At 39.4% G+C, this 15045-nt stretch carries 14 protein-coding genes and 1 riboswitch; of the genes, 13 read left to right on the top strand and 1 reads right to left on the bottom strand.

Annotation, left to right across the window (positions count from 1 at the left end; all coding sequences use genetic code 11):
- Positions 1–398 precede the first annotated feature (398 nt).
- The 3 genes from glmU to thiT all read left to right on the top strand — a co-directional run bounded on the left by glmU (position 399) and on the right by thiT (position 3580).
- Positions 399–1772, top strand: coding sequence for a bifunctional UDP-N-acetylglucosamine diphosphorylase/glucosamine-1-phosphate N-acetyltransferase GlmU (gene glmU, locus IGL15_RS13170; RefSeq protein ID WP_002298200.1), 1374 nt, complete (start codon positions 399–401; stop codon positions 1770–1772).
- 93 nt (positions 1773–1865) lie between these two features.
- On the top strand, positions 1866–2837 hold the full coding sequence (locus IGL15_RS13165) for a ribose-phosphate diphosphokinase (RefSeq protein WP_002287347.1): 972 nt from the start codon (positions 1866–1868) through the stop codon (positions 2835–2837).
- Positions 2838–2842: 5 nt separating this feature from the next.
- Positions 2843–2945: riboswitch (TPP riboswitch) on the top strand.
- 65 nt (positions 2946–3010) lie between these two features.
- Positions 3011–3580, top strand: coding sequence for an energy-coupled thiamine transporter ThiT (thiT, locus tag IGL15_RS13160; RefSeq protein WP_104765240.1), 570 nt, complete (start codon positions 3011–3013; stop codon positions 3578–3580).
- 80 nt (positions 3581–3660) lie between these two features.
- Here thiT and IGL15_RS13155 read toward each other — a convergent pair whose 3' ends face one another.
- A complete protein-coding gene (locus IGL15_RS13155; RefSeq protein WP_002298196.1) occupies positions 3661–4434 on the bottom strand; it encodes a hypothetical protein in 774 nt (257 codons plus the stop codon).
- Positions 4435–4700: 266 nt separating this feature from the next.
- Here IGL15_RS13155 and IGL15_RS13150 point away from each other — a divergent pair, with 266 nt between their 5' ends.
- The 10 genes from IGL15_RS13150 to rsmB all read left to right on the top strand — a co-directional run bounded on the left by IGL15_RS13150 (position 4701) and on the right by rsmB (position 15035).
- Complete coding sequence (locus tag IGL15_RS13150) at positions 4701–6401, top strand: patatin-like phospholipase family protein (RefSeq protein ID WP_104765239.1); 1701 nt, start codon at positions 4701–4703, stop codon at positions 6399–6401.
- The gene (locus tag IGL15_RS13145; RefSeq protein WP_002287352.1) at positions 6371–6589 is read left to right on the top strand and encodes a YdbC family protein; all 219 of its coding nucleotides are present in this window, start codon (positions 6371–6373) and stop codon (positions 6587–6589) included. Before IGL15_RS13150 ends, IGL15_RS13145 begins: the two co-directional genes overlap by 31 nt.
- 19 nt (positions 6590–6608) lie before the next feature.
- Positions 6609–7499, top strand: a complete 891-nt coding sequence (locus IGL15_RS13140; protein ID WP_002298192.1) for a YicC/YloC family endoribonuclease — start codon at positions 6609–6611, stop codon at positions 7497–7499.
- Positions 7500–7516: 17 nt separating this feature from the next.
- A complete protein-coding gene (locus tag IGL15_RS13135) occupies positions 7517–7801 on the top strand; it encodes a hypothetical protein (protein WP_002287356.1) in 285 nt (94 codons plus the stop codon).
- A gap of 853 nt (positions 7802–8654) precedes the next feature.
- Positions 8655–9269: a guanylate kinase gene (gene gmk, locus IGL15_RS13130; protein WP_002287358.1), complete on the top strand. Its 615-nt coding sequence runs from the start codon at positions 8655–8657 to the stop codon at positions 9267–9269.
- Between the two features lie 4 nt (positions 9270–9273).
- Entirely contained in the window at positions 9274–9579 is a 306-nt protein-coding gene (gene rpoZ, locus IGL15_RS13125) for a DNA-directed RNA polymerase subunit omega (RefSeq protein ID WP_002287365.1), read from the top strand.
- Between the two features lie 252 nt (positions 9580–9831).
- Positions 9832–12240: a primosomal protein N' gene (gene priA, locus IGL15_RS13120; RefSeq protein ID WP_104765429.1), complete on the top strand. Its 2409-nt coding sequence runs from the start codon at positions 9832–9834 to the stop codon at positions 12238–12240.
- A 14-nt stretch (positions 12241–12254) separates the two neighbouring features.
- On the top strand, positions 12255–12746 hold the full coding sequence (gene def / locus IGL15_RS13115; RefSeq protein WP_002287369.1) for a peptide deformylase: 492 nt from the start codon (positions 12255–12257) through the stop codon (positions 12744–12746).
- Entirely contained in the window at positions 12739–13677 is a 939-nt protein-coding gene (gene fmt, locus IGL15_RS13110) for a methionyl-tRNA formyltransferase (RefSeq protein ID WP_104765428.1), read from the top strand. Before def ends, fmt begins: the two co-directional genes overlap by 8 nt.
- Complete coding sequence (rsmB, locus tag IGL15_RS13105; RefSeq protein ID WP_002298188.1) at positions 13677–15035, top strand: 16S rRNA (cytosine(967)-C(5))-methyltransferase RsmB; 1359 nt, start codon at positions 13677–13679, stop codon at positions 15033–15035. The genes fmt and rsmB overlap by 1 nt, the downstream gene beginning before the upstream one ends.
- Positions 15036–15045 lie beyond the last annotated feature (10 nt).

Raw genomic sequence — 15045 nt, 5'->3', positions numbered from 1 at the left:
ATGGCTTTCCACATTTTTTCATAAATTTGGCTTAATACCGAGAAACTGGCTTTTGAACACCGTTTATCTAGAGGTTGTGAAATCAGCGTCCTGTCCTGAGCTAATACCGAAGGTCAGCTGATTGAAAACCGTTTAATGAAGAGGTTGTAAGCCTACCGTTTAACTCTAAGTCACAAGAAACGATTTCAAAAAACAGCTTTTCATGTTTTATGAGTAGTGTGACTTGTGACCGAGGAGTTGGCAGGAGAGCACCGGTTACCAAATAGATAGGCCCGTTATGGTCTATCTATTTTTTTATCCAGAAAACGCTGAGATAAAAGAAAATCACTTGTTTTGTTGAAAAAATGGGTATACTGGGATAAACTGAAATCAGCAAACTATATTTAGGAGTGACGCAGTTGGACGCACGTTATGCAATTATTTTGGCGGCAGGGAAAGGTACCCGCATGAAGTCAAAATTATATAAAGTTTTACATCCCGTTTCTGGTAAACCTATGGTAGAACATATCATTAATCGGGTCAGTGAAACGAAACCAGATGAAGTGATTACGATCGTTGGACACGGAGCAGAACAAGTTAAAGCACAACTAGGAGAACGCAGTAAATATGCGTTACAAGCAGAACAATTGGGAACAGGACATGCTGTTTTGCAAGCTGCTTCTTTCTTGGAAGGAAAAAAAGGAACAACGTTAGTTATCAGTGGCGATACACCATTATTGACTACTGAAACGCTGAACAATCTTTTTGAATATCACCAAGGAAAAAATGCAAGTGCAACGATCTTGACGGCACAAGCAGAAAACCCAACAGGATATGGACGAATCATCCGTGACCATATTGGGATCGTAGAAAAAATCGTGGAACAAAAAGATGCAACACCAGAAGAAGCTCTTGTACAAGAAATCAATACAGGAACTTACTGTTTTGACAACGAAGCTTTGTTCGATGCGTTAAGCAAAGTTGGAACAAACAATGCTCAAGGTGAATACTATCTAACAGATATCATCGAAATCTTAAAAGAAGAAGGCAATACAGTTGCTGCTTATCAAACGGATGATTTTGAAGAATCAATGGGAGTCAATGATCGGATCGCGTTAGCTAAAGCAAATGAGATCATGAGAAAGCGAATTAACCAGATGCATATGGTCAATGGCGTAAGCTTTGTCGATTCAGCAACGACATACATCGATGCAGGTGTAGAAATCGGTCCAGACACATTGATCGAAGCAGGTGTACAAATCCAAGGAAATACAGTCATCGGTTCGGATTGTGTCATCGGGGCACATTCAAAAATCGTAGACAGTAGGATTGAGGATCACGTCGTCATTGAAAACTCAGTCATTGAAAGCAGCCATGTCAAGAAACATGCAGATGTGGGACCTTATGCACATTTACGACCAAAAGCTGAAATTGGCGAAAACGTCCATATCGGAAACTTTGTGGAAGTGAAAAATGCTCAAATCGGCAAAGGAACTAAAGTCGGTCACTTGACTTATGTTGGTGATGCTACGCTGGGAGAAGAAATCAATGTCGGATGTGGTGTTGTCTTCGTCAACTATGATGGAAAGAACAAACATCATACGACTGTCGGCGACCACAGCTTTATTGGTTCTAGCACGAATATCATCGGACCTGTCGAGGTAGCTAAAAACAGTTCGATTGCTGCCGGGTCAACAATTACAGACAATATTCCAGAATATGCGCTGGCAATTGCGAGAGCAAGACAAGTCAATAAAGAAGGATATGCAAAAAAACTCCCTTATCTAAACTAAGACTTTTGCAAAATCACTTGATTTATTTAAAAAATATGACTACTATTTATTAGGTAGAATTCTAGAGTTGTGAAAAAGAAAGTGGAGGTCCCCATGTCAAAACATTACTTTGACCCAAGATTAAAAATTTTTGCGTTAAATTCCAATCGCCCATTAGCAGAGAAAATTGCAGCAGCAGTCGGCGTCGAGTTAGGAAAATCATCTGTTACTCAATTTAGTGATGGAGAAATTCAAGTAAACATTGAAGAAAGTATTCGTGGATCGCATGTCTATGTTATTCAATCAACGAGCAGCCCAGTCAATGATAACTTGATGGAGTTGCTGATCATGATTGACGCACTGAAACGAGCAAGTGCAAAAACAATCAACGTAGTCATGCCTTATTATGGCTATGCGCGTCAAGACCGTAAAGCACGTGCACGGGAACCAATCACAGCGAAATTAGTAGCAAACATGATTCAAAAAGCTGGTGCAACAAGAATGCTGACTTTGGACCTTCATGCAGTCCAAATCCAAGGTTTCTTTGATATTCCAGTCGATCATTTGATGGGTGCGCCACTTATTGCCAATTATTTCTTAGAAAAAGGAATCAAAGGCGATGATGTTGTCGTTGTTTCACCAGACCATGGTGGTGTCACACGGGCACGTAAATTAGCGGAATTTTTGAAATCTCCGATTGCGATCATAGACAAACGCCGTCCAAAAGCAAATGTTGCAGAAGTAATGAATATCATTGGACAAGTCAAAGGCAAAACTTGTGTACTGATCGATGATATGATCGATACAGCAGGTACGATCACATTGGCTGCCAATGCTTTGAAAGAAGCTGGTGCAACCAGTGTGTATGCTTCATGTACACATCCAGTATTATCCGGCCCTGCTTTACAAAGAATAGAAGATTCAGCTATCGAGCGTCTAGTTGTTACAGACTCGATCTATCTTCCAGAAGATCGTAAAATCGACAAAATCGATGAAGTAAGTGTTGGCGGACTAATGGGAGATGCAATCAAACGTATCCATGAAAACAAACCAGTTAGTCCATTGTTTGAAACAAAAAATAAATAATAAATAAACTCACAAAGGGGAGTCCAATTGGGCTGAGATTGAATCTATTTCTAAACCCTTCGTACCTGTATCGGTTATGCGAGCGTAGGAATTGTGAATAAACAGCTGTTTGACTATTTTCGAAAGCTGCTTCCTCCTTTGTGACTTTTTTATTCAAAGGAGGAAGTTTTTTTATGGGAAAAAATAGAGTTTGGGTAGAAGGAACGATTGTTGCAGCGTTAGCGATGGTGTTGTCGTTGATTCCGATCCAGATCGGCAGCAGTTTTTCTATTTCATTAGGGCAGATTCCATTGACTCTTTTTGCGTTAAGAAGAGGGACAAAGGCAGGGATGCTGGCAGGTTTCATTTGGGGCATCCTACATTTTCCGTTGGGACAAGTTTATTATTTAAGTGTCGTTCAAGTGTTGATTGAGTACCCGATTGCCTATACTTTTGCAGGCGCAGCAGGGCTCATGGCTTCAAATGTCCAAAAAGGCTATGTAGACGATAATACGAAACAAATTAGAAAAAGCATCGTGTTTGGTGCATTGATTGGCGCACTTTCCAGATATTTTTGGCATTTTATTGCAGGAGTGGTTTTCTGGGGAGCGTATGCACTATGGGGGATGAATCCTTGGCTCTTTTCTTTCGTAATGAATGGTGCCAGCGGGTTGAGTACAGCTATTGTAACGATCATCGTTTTATTAGGGATCCAACAAACGATTCCTTCGATTTTTATGCCAGATAAACGACAGGAGCTGTAAATAAAAAAGAAGCAAGAAACTTGAGACAGAATCATGTCCTAGTTTCTTGTTTCCTTTTTATTTTTTGATAAGAAATAGATCTACTTCAATGGCAGATAAGAAAGATCGGCATCTTCCACCAATTGCCAGTGTCGATCGGTGACAGAGTAGATTAAAGTAGCGATGATTTCCTCTTCTCGATACCGGGTGCCTTTTAATTTCCAAATATAATCTTCAATCACATAGATTGGGATACGATATTCACCATCGATCAAACCAACTTGATCAAAAGAAAAAATGATCCCTTCCTGCATCAAATTACGCATTTCTTTCAATAATTCCACACTGATTTTTTCAACAGGTGTTTCTTTTTTGAAAAAAGATTTTTTTACATTGATCTTATCTGACAAGATCGAACTTAATTTACTAGCAAAAATCCTATAAAATTCATCTAAATAGCGATAATAAATCCGATTCAGCTGATCATTAAGATCGAAGTATACAAAATTATTCTGTAGTTTATAAAAAAACGGCGAATGAAGATGTGTTTTCATATGACCAAAATATAATAATTCTGAAATTTCTAAAGGTGTCAATTCTTTCAGCATCGTTAAATCAGTAAAGTCGATCCACTTCAATTCATCGAATCCACGCCTGTTACGAGAAGAGGAAAAGAAACGCTGAATATTTTCTGTACCACGGATTACTTTCAGCCCTGTATGGGATTCATATTCTCCAGCAGAAGCAGATGGATCAAGCAAGAGCAAGTTTTGAGGAAAATGCACGATACTGTTTGCAAAGTCAGTAGCGGTCAGCCCTTTTGTTAAAACAGCATTACTTGTGGTATCAATATGTACATAAACTGACTCAGTCATCATGTTCCTCCTCTTATTTACTCTTAATCTCTTTTATTTTACAACATTTGCATTAAAAAAGCTTGTTTCTTTTATTTTAAAATTCCATTACAAAATCACGTTTTCATTGAAAACACTCTCATTTTCAATTAATTTTTGTGATTTTTGTATTTTTTTATTTAAAGGAGGTTTTATGAATTGTTTTCTTATGGAATCTACAAAGTCGAATACGAGACTCATGACCTTTTTATGACGTACTGGTATACTTGAAGAAAAAGGAGAGAGCGATGGAGATAAAAAAAGTTTACTTTTCACAGAAAATGTCGCTGTATTCGCCTATCCAGCAAGCAAAACAACCCCTTCCATTTTTTCAAAGTCATCAAGAAAGTAGAGACGCTTTTTGGCGTTCTGCAAAAAAGCAATGTGCTTTTAAAGCAGTATCGAAAAAATATACCGTCTATTTTACTATTGCTAAAAGTAGAGGAAATGTTATTTTTAATAATCTGTTGATTGAAGGTGAAACTTTTGAATGGAAAAATTTTTTTCGGTATATGGAAGCTTGCGCTCGTTTTTTTATTAAAGAAAACTGTTGTTTTTTATTTCAATCTCCTCTATCAGAAGAATGGTTGCGTATTTTTCATAAAAACGGCTATCAAGGAACCACACAATTAAATAAAAAGCTGGTCTATCATACAGCACTTGTTTTAGGTGGAGGAGGAGCGCACGGTGCTTATCAGATTGGTGTGTGGCAGGCGCTGAAGGAACATGATATCAACTTTGAGATTATCACAGGTACATCGGTAGGTGCGTTGAACGGCGCATTGATTTTACAAGGAGATATGAAAAAAGCTGTGAATTTATGGAAAAAGCTGTCGACAAGACAAGTGCTTGCGTTACCAGAAATGGCTGCGGTTGAAGACCTTCGTGAACGCTTCTATCGGGAAAGACGCCAAATGACGAAAACAGCACTAATTGAAGGCGGGGTTTCTTCTGCTCCATTGGAAAAGATGGTCAAAGACAATTTGGATTTGTCCTTACTCAAACATAATCCCAAAATACGTTTATATACGGTGTCTACTAAACTGCCAGAACTAGCGGAAGTAGTGACTGATATCCAACAGACAAAAACAGAAGAAATACCAGATTGGATACTCGCCTCTGCTTCATTTTATCCCGCTATGGCTTATCGAAAGATCGGAAAAAATAAATATGCAGACGGTGGGTATCGCAACAAAATACCTATTGATATTGCGATTAACAAAGGAGCAACAGAGGCATTTGTCGTAGATGTGCAAGGGCCAGGTCCAGCGAAAAAAATTCGTATGCCAGACATTTTTATCTATTGGAAATGTCAAACATTATGGACACTAGGCAGCTTTCTGCTTTTTGATGGCCAAAGGAACCAATTAAATTTACAATTAGGCTATCTGGAAATGAAAAAAAGATTAGGCTATTACTATGGGAACTGGTATACATTTCATTCTGTTAAACCTGCAAGAACATACTGGCGAGGATTTTTGTCTTACTTAACAAAAGAAATTCAGTTAGAATTATCTTTTTTCAAAAGCATAAAATTTTGGCAAAAACTGCGTAATTTATATAAGAACAGGGTCGTACCAGAGACATGCGGATTGGCGATGCTAGAACTTTTAGCAAAAAAACATTTTTTACTGCCCAATGAAATCTATCAAGTAGACATGATGATTCAAATGATCTGCCAACAAGATATAAAAAGTATGCCGGATGATTTATTGGCACAAATTGGTCAATTAAGTACTGAAGAATGGCGAAGGTATCGAAAATACCAGCAAAAAATACAAAATGAGCGCACGAAAACTGTTTATTTTGATTTTCTGCTACAAGGAAAACGCAAGGATCGTTTGCAGCATGAATTGCTTAAGCAACCAGTTGACACATTACTGATCCTATATTTATATTATCTCAAGGAGGAACAACCATGGCACAAGAATTTTCATATGAAATCGTAGAAGAAATCGCTATATTGTCAGAAAACAACAAGGGGTGGCGTAAAGAACTGAACCTAGTCAGCTGGAATGGTCGCCCGCCAAAATTCGATCTTCGAGATTGGGCGCCAGACCATGAAAAAATGGGGAAAGGCCTGACATTGACGAACGAAGAGTTTGAACAACTGCAAAAAGCAATAGAAAATATGTAATGAGGAAGGACCCTGTCGAATGAAAAGTATGACTGGTTTTGGCAAAGCCATCCGCGAAACAAAAGCGTATCAGTTAGATATTGAAATAAAAAGTGTCAACCAGCGTTTTCTAGATGTTCAAATACGAAGTCCTAAAATCCTGAACTTTATTGAAAACGATTTTCGTCAGCTTATTAAACAGCAGTTAAGCCGCGGTCGAATCGAAGTATTTGTGAATCTAGCTTATATTGGCAAAAACGAAAAACAGATCGTCATCAACTGGGAATTGATTGATTCACTTATCACTCAATTGACAGACGGAATTCAACAACGATACGGTAGTCAAAATCAAGTGTCAATTAGTCGGATGGCGGAACGCTTCGCGCTGGACGAAAACTTCGTAACGGTAGAAGAAAAACCGGAAGAGAGCATGGAAGAATTGGCACAGTTAGCTCTAGATACATTGAAAAGCGCACTTGACTCTATTGAGGCGAGTCGAGAAAAAGAAGGTCAAGCTTTAGCTTTAGTGTTGAAAAAGAATACTGAAGAATTCAAAGAAGTACTAAAAAAACTCGATAGTTTTGTAGAAATCTATGAAAAGGAATTTCAAATAAGGTATCAAAAAAAGCTGGAGGAATTTCTTGGAGCGAAAGTCGATGAGCAACGGTTGTTGACGGAGCTAGCCATCTTGTTGGAACGCGGAGATATTCACGAGGAACTGGATCGTCTGGCGATCCATGTACAAAAACTAGATGAACTTATCGAAGCACAATGTCCTGTAGGTCGGGAATTAGATTTCCTGATCCAAGAAATGAATCGGGAAATCAACACGATCGGTTCCAAATCAAATGCAATCGAAATTAAAAATCAAGTCGTCCAGTCTAAGACGATCTTAGAAAAAATCAGAGAACAAGTACAAAATATTGAATGACGAAAGAGGTAGAGATAATGAAATACTATGACGTAACGTTCCACGAATTAAGTGGAAAAACTGTTGTAAAACGGGATATCCCTTCTGAAAAAAACGGCTTTGACGTATGGAAAGATGCCTGTGCAGACTATAATGAGAACGAACTGTTTATTTTGATCAACGACGGTGCTTACGTGACGATGAATCGGAAATTTATTGTTCGAATCGACACAGAAGAGGTAGAAGATCCGACAGAAAAAGCACGTTCTCGAAAAGATGAGATCATGGGTGTAGTGAATACTTTGTCCAATATGGGCTTTTAGCAAGGATGCTGAACAAAGAAATACAATAAATAATCAGAATTGGATTTCTTCGCTTAGCTTCTTTGCTCTAGGAATACATTTAAAGGTTGTGACAAAATTCGTGTCACAATCTTTTTTTTATTTTGAATAAGTGATGTTCAAAAACCATTTTCTCGGTATTAAGCCAAATTTATGCAAAAATGTGAGAAACTATTTTCACAAAATTTTTCTTCATACTCGAAACTAATCGGCTTCTTCACGACCTCTTATACACGGCGTTCAAAAGCTTGCATCTGCGGTAATAAGCCCAACCAAACGAAAAACATGAGAAGCTGTTTATGTTTGGCTGTTCTTATTACTTGATGCAGGACAGCTTTTTTACGACCTCTTATACACGGCGTTCAAAAGCTTGCATCTGCGGTAATAAGCCCAACCAAACGAAAAACATGAGAAGCTGTTTATGTTTGGCTGTTCTTATTACTTGATGCAGGACAGCTTTTTTACGACCTCTTATACACGGCGTTCAAAAGCTTGCATCTGCGGTAATAAGCCCAACCAAACGAAAAACATGAGAAGCTGTTTATGTTTGGTTGTTCTTATTACTTGATGCAGGACAGCTTTTTTACGACCTCTTATACACGGCGTTCAAAAGCTTGCATCTGCGATAATAACCCCAACCAAACGAAAAACATGAGAAGCTGTTTATGTTTGGCTGTTCTTATTACTTGATGCAGGACAGCTTTTTTACGACCTCTTGGTACAGGGTAGCTTTTTTACCAATTTCTAGCTATAATTAAAGATAACCTTGAAAGTTGCAGAAAAAAAGTGCAAAATAAACGATAAGTACAAAAAGACTAGTTGAAAGGACGTCGTCATGTCAGAGCGTGGATTATTAATCGTGTTGTCTGGTCCATCCGGTGTAGGAAAAGGCACAGTACGAAAAGCAATTTTTGAGAGTGAGGATAATGATTTTCAGTATTCGATCTCAATGACTACCCGTAAAATGCGTGAAGGGGAGGTCGAAGGCGTTGATTATTTCTTCCGAAGCAAAGAAGAGTTTGAATCAATGATCGAAGCTGGAGAGATGCTGGAATACGCAGAATATGTCGGGAATTATTATGGAACTCCTTTGTCATATGTCAACAAGACATTGGATGAAGGAAAAGATGTTTTCTTGGAGATTGAAGTCCAAGGAGCAAAACAAGTCAAAGAAAAAGTGCCCGATGGTGTATTCATCTTTTTGACTCCGCCAGATTTAGCGGAATTAAAATCACGGATCGTAGGCCGAGGAACAGATGCAGATGAAGTAATCGAAGAACGAATGAAAGTTGCAAAAGAAGAAATCGAAATGATGGCTCTTTACGACTATGCTGTTGTAAATGATGAAGTGCCGCTAGCAGTTGAACGAATCAAAAACATTATTGCCAGTGAACATTTTCGAGTAGATCGCGTAATCGGTAAATATATTAAAATGTTAAAGGAGATGTAGTCTTATGATGTTAAAACCTTCAATTGACTCACTATTAGATCGTGTAAATTCAAAATATTCTCTAGTGATTTTAGCAAGTAAACGCGCGCATGAATTGGATGCAAGTGCACAGCCTACTCTAGATTCTTTTGATTCAGTAAAAAGCGTCGGTCAAGCTTTAGAAGAAATCGATGCAGGAAATGTAGTCAATGATCCACATCCTGAATTAAAACGTGAACGTTTGAAGATGGAAGAAGAGGAACGTCAAGCACAAAAAGAGCGTGAACAACACGAATTGGAATCACGTATCCGTGAAGAGCAAAAAATGTAATAAAGAAAAATAGAGCGAACATCTAAAAAGAAAAGCAAACCCAGCTGTTTCCTTTTCAAACATTCGCCACTTATTGTCTGGTAGAAAAGGCTGTGTCTGAACTTTTTGACACAGTTCTTTTTTTTCTTATCTGCTGTTAATTTTTTGTTAGGATTTGGCAGAAAATAAGACAAATCCATCGATCTCTAGTAAAATAGGCAAGGAACTTTTTGTCGCTTGATAAGAAAAGACAAAAAAAGGAGGAAACGAACCATGACATTAACAGCTGAAGTCATTGTGGACGTACCTACTATGCAGACCGATCAGCCATTCACTTATTTGGTTCCCTCTGAAATGGAAACAGCTTTGCAAGTCGGGATGCGAGTAGAAGTCCCTTTTGGTAATGGCAATCGTCATGTCCAAGGATTTGTTATGGCTATCCAAAAATCAGAAGAATCAGCTATTCCATCTTTGAAGGCAGTTATTCGTTTGCTAGACCTTGCTCCGGTGGTCAATGAAGAATTGCTTTCATTAGCTGATTATATGAAAAAAATTACTTACGCATTCAAAATCACTTGTCTACAAACGATGCTTCCGAGTGTGATGAAAGCAGAATATGATAAATTGATCTATCCTTTGGCAGACACACCAGAAGTTCAGGTATTGTTTGATCAGCGGGAAGTGATTTCCTGGAAGGAAGCAGAAGAAGAAGGCAGCCTTTCTCAATTGATTCGCTGGCGCCAAGAGCAATTAGTAGATATCAAATATGAAGTCCATACACGAAATAAAGTAAAAACGATTCGTTTGGTTCGTTCTTTGTTAACTAAAAAGCAAATCGAAGAAGAATGGGCAAAATTACGGCAAAATGCCAAGAAACAAAAAGAACTTCTTTTGTGTTTATCTGAACTGAGCCAAGAAGAACCAATTGCTTATTTCAAAAATAAAGGAATCAGTACTGCTGTCTTGAATCAAGGAAAAGAAAAGGGCTGGCTGGAGTTTATAGAATCAGAACGTTATCGCGACCCTTATAAAGACCGAGTATTTGACCAAACGACGGCATTGGAACTGAATGCAGAACAAAAAAATGCTGTCGAACAAATCATCACAGCAGGTCAGCAGCAAAAAGATCAGGTCTTTTTGCTGGAGGGAATCACCGGCAGCGGGAAAACAGAAGTATATCTTCAGGCAATCGCTGATGTTTTGTCAGAAAATAAAACGGCGATCATGTTAGTGCCTGAAATCGCATTGACTCCGCAAATGGTCGAGCGATTCAAAGGACGCTTCGGAGAATCAGTTGCGGTCTTACATAGCGGACTTTCCCAAGGTGAAAAATATGATGAATGGCGCAAGATTGAGCGGGAAGAAGCGCAAGTAGTAGTAGGCGCACGATCTGCTATTTTTGCCCCGCTGAAAAATATCGGGCTGATCATTATCGATGAAGAACATGAATCAAGTTACAAACAAGATGAGACACCGCGTTATCATGCGAGAGATCTAGCAATTTGGCGCAGTAAATATCATCATTGCCCAATAGTTCTAGGAAGCGCGACGCCCTCTTTAGAATCAAGAGCACGAGCTCAAAAAGGCGTTTATCAGTTATTGCAGTTGAACCACCGAGCCAAAGCAGCTGCACAGCTTCCAGCTATTGAGATCGTAGATATGCGTGAAGAGTTTCAGAATCATCGGACCTCTACTTTTTCTGCTAATTTGCAGGAAAAAATACAAAATCGATTAGACAAAAAAGAACAAACTGTCCTACTGCTCAATCGTCGAGGATATTCGTCTTTTGTGATGTGTAGGGACTGTGGATTTGTTCTTCCATGTCCTAATTGCGATATCTCTCTTACACTGCATATGGATACACGTTCAATGCGCTGCCATTATTGCGGACATGAAGAACCTATTCCCAATCGCTGTCCTAATTGTGGCGGCAATAAAATCCGCTACTATGGAACAGGTACTCAAAAAGTAGAAGAGGAACTCCGAGAACTTTATCCGCAAGCTAGGATTTTGCGTATGGATGTAGATACCACTCGAAGAAAAGGGGCACACGAACAGATTTTACAAAAATTCGGTGCAAAAGAAGCAGATATATTATTAGGGACACAAATGATTGCTAAAGGTTTGGACTTTCCAGAAGTGACATTAGTTGGGGTGTTGAATGCTGATACCTCCCTGAATTTACCGGATTTTCGTTCTAGTGAGCATACATTCCAATTGCTTACCCAAGTTTCAGGACGAGCAGGGCGAGCGGAAAAAGCAGGCGAAGTCGTGATCCAAACATTCAATCCTCAACATTACGCCATAGAATTGGCTAAAAAACAAAATTATGAGCAGTTTTATCAGCAGGAAATGCATGTACGGCATCGTGGAGGCTATCCTCCTTATTACTTTACTGTGAAAATAACCGCCAGCCATCCTGAAGAACAAGTAGCGGCAAAGAAAATCTTTCAGATTGCCAATCAGCTAAAAGAAGTGTTAAGCCCTCAAAGCTTGCTATTAGGGCCAACGCCCAGCATGATTTTGAGAGTGAAAAACCGATATTATTATCAACTAATCATCAAATATAAACATGAACCGAATCTTCCTCATGTTTTGGATGAAATTTTGAATGGAAGCCAGAAAGAACAGCGACAAGGTCTTTTTGTGGCAATTGACAACGAACCATTAAACTTTATTTAAGAAAGGGCCAAATTATGCGCTATCCTATATTGATCCACCCTAATGATAAATTAAAAAGAACTGCTCAGCCAATCGATGTAATCACGGACGAGACAATCGCTTTATTAGACAATTTATATGAGACAATGATTGCGAATGACGGAATAGGGATCGCTGCTCCTCAAGTAGGACAAAACAAGAGAATTGCTGTGATCGAAGTAGATGAAGGCGAGAAATTTGAACTGATTAACCCAGAAATCATCGAAGCAAAAGGTGAAAGCCTTGACGTAGAAGGTTGTCTCAGTATTCCGCATGTCTATGGAACGGTCAAGCGAGCAGATGAAGTGACCGTGCGTTATTATGATCGAGACGGAGAAGAGATAGAAGTGACGGCTTTTGGCTATTTAGCCCGTGCCTTCCAGCATGAAATCGATCACTTAGACGGTATCTTGTTCATTGAGAAAATGATACAGCAGATCCCGGAAGAAGAACTTGAAGAATATATGGAGGAACATCTTGATGACTAAGCTAGTATTTATGGGCACACCTGCTTTTTCTGTGCCGATTCTTGAAGGGCTGATAGAATCAGGTTACGAGATCCAGGCAGTGGTAACACAGCCCGACCGTCCAGTTGGGCGGAAACGAGTAATTACGCCGACACCGGTAAAAGAAGCGGCTCTGAAGCACGGTATCCGTGTGCTGCAGCCAGAGAAAATCTCCGGTTCGCCAGAAATGGAAGAAATCATTGAATTGGCGCCTGATGTGATCGTCACTGCGGCATTTGGCCAATTCTTGCCTGAAAAGTTATTGCAAGTACCAAAATTAGGGGCAATCAATGTCCATGCTTCTTTACTTCCTAAATATCGGGGAGGTGCGCCTGTTCATTATGCCATCATGAATGGGGAGAAAGAAACTGGTGTAACGATCATGGAAATGATCAAAAAAATGGATGCAGGCGGAATCTATGCGCAAGAAAGCATACCAATCACTAAACAAGATGATGTAGGGACGATGTTTGAAAAGCTTAGCCTTTTAGGAAGAAAGCTATTGCTAGAAACATTGCCCAATATTTTGGATGGACAAAAACCAGTACCTCAAGACGAGTCAGAAGCAACTTTTTCGCCAAACATCACACGGGAACAAGAAGCAATCGATTGGCATAAAACTGCAGAAGAAATTGACAACCAAGTACGCGGAATGCGTCCTTGGCCAATTGCATTCACGACCTATGAGGGCATACGCTGGAAATTATTATCGGTTGAAGTATTGGCAGAAATTACAGACAAAGCACCTGGTACGATCATCCGGAAAGACAAAAAAAATCTATGGATTGCTTGCGGTAAACAGACCGTCTTAGCCATCAATGAATTACAGCCAGCTGGTAAAGGAAAACAGGCCGTACATGATTTCCTTAACGGAAGCGGTCAGCAAGTTCAGATTGGTCAGCAGGTGAAATAATGAAAAAAATCCCTAAAAAAATGAAAAAATCAGTACGATATATGGCATTACTGACATTAGAGCGAGTGAACAAGGGTGGCGCCTACTCGAATCTTTTGTTGAATGAGATGATCAAACAAAGCGAGCTAAATCAAAAAGATGTGGGTTTATTTACAGAATTGATCTACGGTACGATTAGCCATCAGCGACTATTGGAATTTTACGTTGCACCATTGATCGCTAAAGCAAAAAAAGTGGATGACTGGGTCAAGACGCTTCTTTATCTTTCTGTATACCAATTAGAATTTTTAGATAAAGTCCCTGCACATGCTATTTTAAACGAGGCGGTCGAAATCGCAAAAGTAAAAGGAAATCCTGGGACAGGGAAATTTGTAAATGGTGTCTTGAGGAATTATCAGCGTCAAGGAGCACCAGATCTGCAAGGCATTGCTGATCCTATCGAAAGACTTTCTGTCAAAATCAGCCTGCCTCTATGGATGACGAAACGACTGGTGGATCAAATCGGATACGAAGAAACTGAAAAGCTCGGTTTATCGCTATATCAGCCTAGCCATGCTAGTGCCCGAGTAGATACACGCCGACTTTCCAGAGATCAGGCCATCACTGTTTTGCAAGAAGAAGAGATCACAGCTGAAAAAAGCCAAGTCAGTCCATACGGTATAGTAGCGAAAAAAGGGCATTTAGCTTCTAGCTCATTGTTCCACGATGGCGTCATGACGATCCAAGATGAAAGTTCGATGCTTGTAGCGCCGTCTATGCAAATCGAGCCTGAACATCATGTCTTAGATGCCTGTGCAGCACCCGGAGGTAAGACGACGCATATTGCTTCTTTTTTAGATCCGTCATGCGGTGGAGAAGTGGTCGCTTTAGATGTACACGAACACAAAGTCAAACTCATTGAAGATAATGCAGCACGTCTAGGTGTCTCTTCTGCTGTCTACGCTCAAAAGATGGATGCTAGAGAAGTCAGTAAACAGTTCGAAGCAGAGCAGTTTGATCGGATTTTAGTAGACGCGCCTTGTTCAGGTCTTGGGCTGCTTCGGCGAAAACCAGATATTCGTTATAAAAAACAGCCGGATGAATTAGCGAATTTGCCAAAAATCCAATTGGAAATTTTAGAAAGCTGCGCACCAGCTTTAAAGTCTTCCGGTATTCTGACTTATAGTACTTGTACGATCTTAAAAGAAGAAAACCAAGACGTTGTTTCTGCTTTCTTGGAAAGACACCCTGATTTTGAGAGGATTGATGTTTTGACCAATCCTATGCTACAATCATCAATCGAAGAGAAAATGTTGACTTTGTATCCGCATCAGTTTTACACAGATGGATTTTTCATTTGTTGTTTGCGCAAAAAGTAATGAGGTGAAA

Origin of the sequence: Enterococcus sp. DIV0436a (assembly GCF_051711605.1) — a bacterium.
In the GTDB taxonomy this organism is placed as follows: Bacteria; Bacillota; Bacilli; order Lactobacillales; family Enterococcaceae; genus Enterococcus_B; species Enterococcus_B faecium.
Note: the sequence above shows the minus strand (reverse complement) of the source record. Positions and strands in the feature narration are given on the sequence as shown.

Excerpts from the sequence above, each read along its gene's own strand:
- IGL15_RS13165 (WP_002287347.1), top strand. The coding sequence starts at position 1,866 with ATGTCAAAACATTACTTTGACCCAAGATTAAAAATTTTTGCGTTAAAT.
- thiT (WP_104765240.1), top strand. The coding sequence starts at position 3,011 with ATGGGAAAAAATAGAGTTTGGGTAGAAGGAACGATTGTTGCAGCGTTA.
- IGL15_RS13155 (WP_002298196.1), bottom strand. The coding sequence starts at position 4,434 with ATGACTGAGTCAGTTTATGTACATATTGATACCACAAGTAATGCTGTT.
- IGL15_RS13150 (WP_104765239.1), top strand. The coding sequence starts at position 4,701 with ATGGAGATAAAAAAAGTTTACTTTTCACAGAAAATGTCGCTGTATTCG.
- IGL15_RS13145 (WP_002287352.1), top strand. The coding sequence starts at position 6,371 with ATGGCACAAGAATTTTCATATGAAATCGTAGAAGAAATCGCTATATTG.
- IGL15_RS13140 (WP_002298192.1), top strand. The coding sequence starts at position 6,609 with ATGAAAAGTATGACTGGTTTTGGCAAAGCCATCCGCGAAACAAAAGCG.
- IGL15_RS13135 (WP_002287356.1), top strand. The coding sequence starts at position 7,517 with ATGAAATACTATGACGTAACGTTCCACGAATTAAGTGGAAAAACTGTT.
- gmk (WP_002287358.1), top strand. The coding sequence starts at position 8,655 with ATGTCAGAGCGTGGATTATTAATCGTGTTGTCTGGTCCATCCGGTGTA.
- rpoZ (WP_002287365.1), top strand. The coding sequence starts at position 9,274 with ATGATGTTAAAACCTTCAATTGACTCACTATTAGATCGTGTAAATTCA.
- priA (WP_104765429.1), top strand. The coding sequence starts at position 9,832 with ATGACATTAACAGCTGAAGTCATTGTGGACGTACCTACTATGCAGACC.
- def (WP_002287369.1), top strand. The coding sequence starts at position 12,255 with ATGCGCTATCCTATATTGATCCACCCTAATGATAAATTAAAAAGAACT.
- fmt (WP_104765428.1), top strand. The coding sequence starts at position 12,739 with ATGACTAAGCTAGTATTTATGGGCACACCTGCTTTTTCTGTGCCGATT.
- rsmB (WP_002298188.1), top strand. The coding sequence starts at position 13,677 with ATGAAAAAAATCCCTAAAAAAATGAAAAAATCAGTACGATATATGGCA.